The 5000-nt window shown below is 34.2% G+C and carries 6 protein-coding genes, 4 tRNA genes, 1 rRNA gene and 2 pseudogenes (2 of these 13 running past the window's edge); all 13 read left to right on the forward strand.

Going from position 1 to position 5000, the window contains the following annotated elements; genetic code table 11:
- Positions 1–92: ribosomal RNA gene (gene rrf, locus PWK10_RS15410) — 5S ribosomal RNA — on the forward strand (it extends 25 nt beyond the left edge of the window).
- A gap of 5 nt (positions 93–97) precedes the next feature.
- Positions 98–174: transfer RNA gene (locus PWK10_RS15415), tRNA-Ile, on the forward strand.
- Positions 175–180: 6 nt separating this feature from the next.
- Positions 181–256: transfer RNA gene (locus PWK10_RS15420), tRNA-Ala, on the forward strand.
- A gap of 127 nt (positions 257–383) precedes the next feature.
- On the forward strand, positions 384–761 hold the full coding sequence (locus PWK10_RS15425) for an EamA family transporter (RefSeq protein ID WP_274766646.1): 378 nt from the start codon (positions 384–386) through the stop codon (positions 759–761).
- Positions 736–1227 carry a DMT family transporter gene (locus PWK10_RS15430; RefSeq protein ID WP_274766647.1) on the forward strand — a complete coding sequence of 164 codons (492 nt, stop codon included), beginning with the start codon at positions 736–738 and terminating at the stop codon, positions 1225–1227. Before PWK10_RS15425 ends, PWK10_RS15430 begins: the two co-directional genes overlap by 26 nt.
- A 44-nt stretch (positions 1228–1271) precedes the next feature.
- A pseudogene (locus PWK10_RS15435) lies at positions 1272–1794 on the forward strand (uracil-DNA glycosylase).
- Positions 1795–1836: 42 nt separating this feature from the next.
- Positions 1837–2061, forward strand: a complete 225-nt coding sequence (locus PWK10_RS15440; RefSeq protein WP_008908076.1) for a DUF3892 domain-containing protein — start codon at positions 1837–1839, stop codon at positions 2059–2061.
- 174 nt (positions 2062–2235) lie between these two features.
- Entirely contained in the window at positions 2236–2664 is a 429-nt protein-coding gene (locus PWK10_RS15445; protein ID WP_274766648.1) for a uracil-DNA glycosylase, read from the forward strand.
- An 83-nt stretch (positions 2665–2747) separates the two neighbouring features.
- A pseudogene (murD, locus tag PWK10_RS15450) lies at positions 2748–4098 on the forward strand (UDP-N-acetylmuramoyl-L-alanine--D-glutamate ligase); the annotation flags it as partial.
- 53 nt (positions 4099–4151) lie between these two features.
- A complete protein-coding gene (locus tag PWK10_RS15455) occupies positions 4152–4526 on the forward strand; it encodes a Crp/Fnr family transcriptional regulator (RefSeq protein WP_274766649.1) in 375 nt (124 codons plus the stop codon).
- A gap of 94 nt (positions 4527–4620) precedes the next feature.
- Positions 4621–4785, forward strand: a complete 165-nt coding sequence (locus tag PWK10_RS15460; protein ID WP_274768318.1) for a Crp/Fnr family transcriptional regulator — start codon at positions 4621–4623, stop codon at positions 4783–4785.
- A 71-nt stretch (positions 4786–4856) separates the two neighbouring features.
- Positions 4857–4932, forward strand: a tRNA-Lys gene (locus PWK10_RS15465).
- A 5-nt stretch (positions 4933–4937) separates the two neighbouring features.
- A tRNA-Leu gene (locus PWK10_RS15470) sits at positions 4938–5000 on the forward strand; it runs 21 nt beyond the window's last position.

Here is a 5000-nt window from a genome sequence, read left to right on the forward strand (position 1 = left end):
CACCCGTTCCCATTCCGAACACGAAGGTTAAGCCTACCTACGCCGATGGTACTAGGCTGGAGACGGCCTGGGAGAGTAGGTGACTGCCGGGTAATTAGGGCCTTTAGCTCAGCTGGCTAGAGCAACCGGCTCATAACCGGTCGGTCCGGGGTTCGAGTCCCTGAAGGCCCACCATTTTGTGGGGGTGTAGCTCAGTTGGGAGAGCACCTGCCTTGCAAGCAGGGGGTCAGGAGTTCGAATCTCCTCATCTCCACCATTTTTACATATGAAAGGCGTCTATCACTTAAGGAAAGCTTAGGTGGTAGGCGCTTTTCTATATTGTTATTGTTTTATTTTGTTTTTGATGATAATATTAAACTGTAGCAAAGTTTTGGGGGATAAACATGGGTGCAAATTTAAACGAAAGAAAAGGAGCAATTATTCTTCTTATTTTATCATCTATTCTTTGGAGTCTTGGTGGTGTTTTTATTAAACTTGTTAATTTAAACCCAATTGCTATTGCTGGATTTAGAAGTATTATTTCTGCTATATTCATTATTTTGGTTACAAGAAGATTTAAATTTGATTTCTCAAAAGATCAAATAATTTGTGCAATATTTTATTCCCTAACTGTATTTTTATTTGTAGGTGCAACAAAACTAACAACAGCTGCAAGCGCCATAATGCTTCAATATACAGCACCGATATACGTTGCTTTTCTAAGTTATGCACTTTTAAAGGAAAGAATTTTAATGATTGATTGGATTAGTTCTTTTTTGTGATAATAGGAATGCTTTTGTTTTTATTGGAAAACTAAGCTTTAATAATATGTTGGGAAATTTACTTGCTATATTAAGCGGTATAAGCTTTGCCGGACTTGCAATTTTCATGAGAAAACAAAAAGATAAATCTCCTATTGATTCAATAATCATTGGAAATATTTTAACAGGAATAGTTGCGTTGCCTTTTAGTTTTAATAAGGTTCCAGATAAATTTAGTATTTTTGGGCTTATATTGCTTGGAACAATACAATTAGGACTTCCATATATACTTTATTCAAGGGCAATAAAATCTATAAATGCCTTTGAAGCTGTTTTAATACCAGTTATTGAACCTATTTTAAACCCTGTTTGGACTTTAATTGTTTTAAATGAAAGGCCTACAGTTTGGACGATTTTTGGAGGAACAATAGTATTATTATCGGTTACTATAAATCAGATATATAAAATAAATACAGCAAAAAATTAGGTGATACGTATGGAGGACAAACTCAATCAACTTAAAAGTATAGTATTGCAGTGCAAAAATGCAGGTTAAGCAGTAAAAGACATAAGGTTGTATTTGGAGAGGGAAATCCTAATGCTAAGATAATGTTTATTGGTGAAGGACCTGGAGAAGACGAAGATAAAACAGGAAGGCCCTTTGTTGGAAAGGCAGGACAGCTTTTAACAAAAATGATAGAAGCAATTGGCCTTAAAAGAGAAGAAGTTTATATTGCAAATATAGTAAAGTGTAGACCTCCAAACAATAGAGTTCCCTACGATGATGAAGCCATAAATTGTATTCCCTACCTTAGGAAACAAGTTGCACTAATACGTCCTAAAATAATAGTTTGTCTTGGAGCAACGGCCGCAAGGCATATAATAGATAAAAATATTAGAATTACAAAGGATAGGGGAATTTGGGTAAAAAAGGCGAATTTTTAATTATGCCTACTTATCATCCATCAGCCCTTTTAAGGGATCCTTCAAAAAGAAGGAGGCATGGGAGGATTTTAAAAAGATAAGGGAAGAGTTACAAAGGTTAAATGCATAAAATACATCTTCCTTGGGATAATATACTCAAGGAGGGATAATTATGCATAGGATTACAGGAGTTAAGCATGACGAAAAGGGAGAAATAGTTGCATATAGACTTGATAATGGTCAGGTAGTTTCTAAAGAAGAAGGTATAAGGCTTGCAAGTGAAGGTCAAATAGAAGGAGTTAGGGTTGGAACGTCTAAGAAGGGCGAAAAATACTTAAGAAGCCTTCCTGATGGCAAGGATGAAAACAACCTTGATAATCTTCCAGAAATTCAATAGGTGGCATTGCCACCTATTTTGTTTTGCAATTTGATATGAGGGTGATTCTTGAGAATGAATATCTTTGTGATATAATCAAATTAGAAAGGAGTATAAGGATATGGATATTAATATTGATGCTTTAAAAGAAGAATATATTAAGAAATTAAAAGATGAATTAGGAATAGAAAAAAGGTGGTATTTGGAGAAGGAGCTAAAAATGCCAAGATAATGCTCATAGGTGAAGCACCCGGAAGATTCGAAGAGGAAATTGGAAGACCCTTTGTAGGACAGGCAGGAAAGAATTTGGATGAGTTTTTGAATATATTAGGACTTAATAGAGACGATTTATACATAACAAATGTGGTTAAATTTAGGCCGACAAAGAAAGATGCTAAGACGCAAAGATTATCAAATAGAGCACCGAATAAAAAAGAGATAGAACTTTCAAAGGAGTTTTTGATTAAGGAAATAGAGTTTATAAAACCCAAAATTATTGTAACTTTGGGCAACGTCCCACTTAAAGCATTATTGTATGATAAGGCAAGCATTGGTGAGTATCATGGTAAACTGGTAAATTTAGATGATAAAAAGTATTCCCTCTTTATCATCCGGCTAGCATAATTTATAACAGAAGTTTATATGATGTTTATTTGGAGGATTTAAAAAAGTTAAGAAAAGTATTAGAAGGAGAGGAGTATATATAGATGGATTTTAATAAGTTTAAAGAGTTTATTAAAGGAAAGAAGGTAGCTGTTGTAGGAGTTGGAATAAGCAACAGACCACTTATAAAAAAGCTTTTAGAATATGGTGCTGATGTTACTGCCTTTGATAAAAGGAAGATTTTGAAGGAAAAGAAGAGCTTCAAAAATTAGGTGTAAAATTAGTTTTAGGAAAGGATTATCTAAACACTATAGATGAGTATGAAGTAATTTTTAGGACCCCATCTTTGCTTCCTACCAATGAATTTTTAATGAAGGCACATGAAAAAGGAGCATATATTACATCGGAGATTAGAGAGCTTGTTAAATATTGCAAGGGTAAGATTTTTGGAATTACGGGAAGTGACGGTAAAACAACAACCACCACCTTAATTTATGAAATGCTAAAAAGCAAGGGTATAACGTATTTCTTGGTGGAAATATAGGTATTCCTTTGTTTGAGAAAATAGAAGAAATTAAAGAGGATGATTATGTTGTATTGGAGCTCTCAAGCTTTCAACTTATGGATTTTGATGTATCTCCAATAGTTTCTGTTATAACCAATTTAAGTCCAAATCACCTTGATTATCATAAGGATATGGAGGAGTATGTAAATTCTAAGAAAAATATATTTTTACATCAAAATGAAAGAGGCATAACTATTTTAAATAAAGATAATGAAATAACTTATTCTATGAGGGATGAGGTTAAGGGAGAGATAAGATTCTTTAGCATGAAGGAAAAGGCCTTTTCCTATTATGATAATGGAAAACTTTATGTTAACGATGAATTCATATGCCATAAGGATGAGGTTAGGCTTTTAGGGATGCATAACATAGAAAATCTTTTGACAGCATTTGCTGCTGTATATGGTTTTGTTTCAATTGAAAACATGAGATATGTTGCAATGAATTTTGGTGGGGTTGCCCATAGAATCGAGTTTGTAAGGGAAATAAATGGAGTCAAGTTTTATAATGACTCTATCGCATCAAGTCCAACAAGAACTTTAGCAGGACTTAATTCCTTTGACAGAAAGGTTATTTTAATAGCGGGAGGATATGATAAAAACGTTCCCTTTGAGCCCCTTGCTGAGAAAGGTATAGATAAAATAAAAACTTTAATTCTTTTAGGAATGACGAAGGATAAAATAAAATCAGCATTTTTAGATGTGATGAATAAAACAGGAAAAAGGGTTGATATTATAGAGACGAATTCCCTTGAAGAGGCTGTAGAGAAGGCCTATGAGGTTGCTGAATATGGGGATATAGTTACTTTATCTCCTGCCTGTGCTAGCTTTGACATGTTTAAAAATTTTGAAGAAAGAGGAAATAGATTTAAGGAAATAGTTTTAAACCTGAGGGGTAAAATTGTGGAGAACACTTTCTTAAAAAGATTGCCATATTTTCTGATTTGGATGAAGGCTCCCTAGAAAGAATAGCATCTTTAATTAATGAAAGAAGATATCAAAAAGGAAGTCTTATCTTTATGGAGGGGGAGGAGGCAGAGGCGGTATATTTTATTAAAAAGGGGAAGGTTAAGATTTTTAAAACAGGACAAGATGGAAGGGAACATATAATAAATATATTGCCTGAAGGAGAGGTTTTTGCAGAATCATGTTTATTTGGATTAAATAAATATCCCGCCAGTGCAGAGGCCTATGAGGATATCGAGGCTTTATTGATTAAAATAAAGGATTTTGAAAAACTTCTTGAGGAATATCCTAAAATATCTATAGGAATAATAAAGGCTATGGGAAAAAGGCTTCAGATGGTTTCAAAAAGATAGAAAATTTAGCCCTAAGGGATGCTTATGGTAAAACGGCGATGCTTCTTATGGATTTAATCTTAAAAAACATTCAAAGCTTTATGATGGACTTGAAATTGATACTAATTTATCAAGACAAGAAATGGCAAGCATGGTTGGACTTACAAGGGAGACATTTACAAGAGCCCTTGCAAAATTAAAAGAATCTGGTGCAATAGACTTTGAAAGGGATAGAATAAAAATAATTAGTGTAGATAAGCTAAAGGATTTTATAGAATAAAGAGGGATAAAAGGGAAATATTAAAATATTGACAAGCTAATATAAACATGTTATTATATTAAACGTTGTGTGAGCCACTAGCTCAGTCGGCAGAGCACAAGACTTTTAATCTTGGTGTCCGGGGTTCGATTCCCCGGTGGCTCGCCAAATATGCGGGCGTGGCGGAATTGGCAGACGCACTAGACTTAGGATCTAGCGCCTCGTGCGTGGGGGTT

Source organism: Caloramator sp. Dgby_cultured_2, assembly GCF_028872215.1.
GTDB lineage: Bacteria > Bacillota > Clostridia > Clostridiales > Caloramatoraceae > Caloramator > Caloramator australicus.

Bases quoted from the DNA above. Each gene is read 5' to 3' on its own strand.
- PWK10_RS15425 (WP_274766646.1), top strand. From the start codon at position 384: ATGGGTGCAAATTTAAACGAAAGAAAAGGAGCAATTATTCTTCTTATT.
- PWK10_RS15440 (WP_008908076.1), top strand. From the start codon at position 1,837: ATGCATAGGATTACAGGAGTTAAGCATGACGAAAAGGGAGAAATAGTT.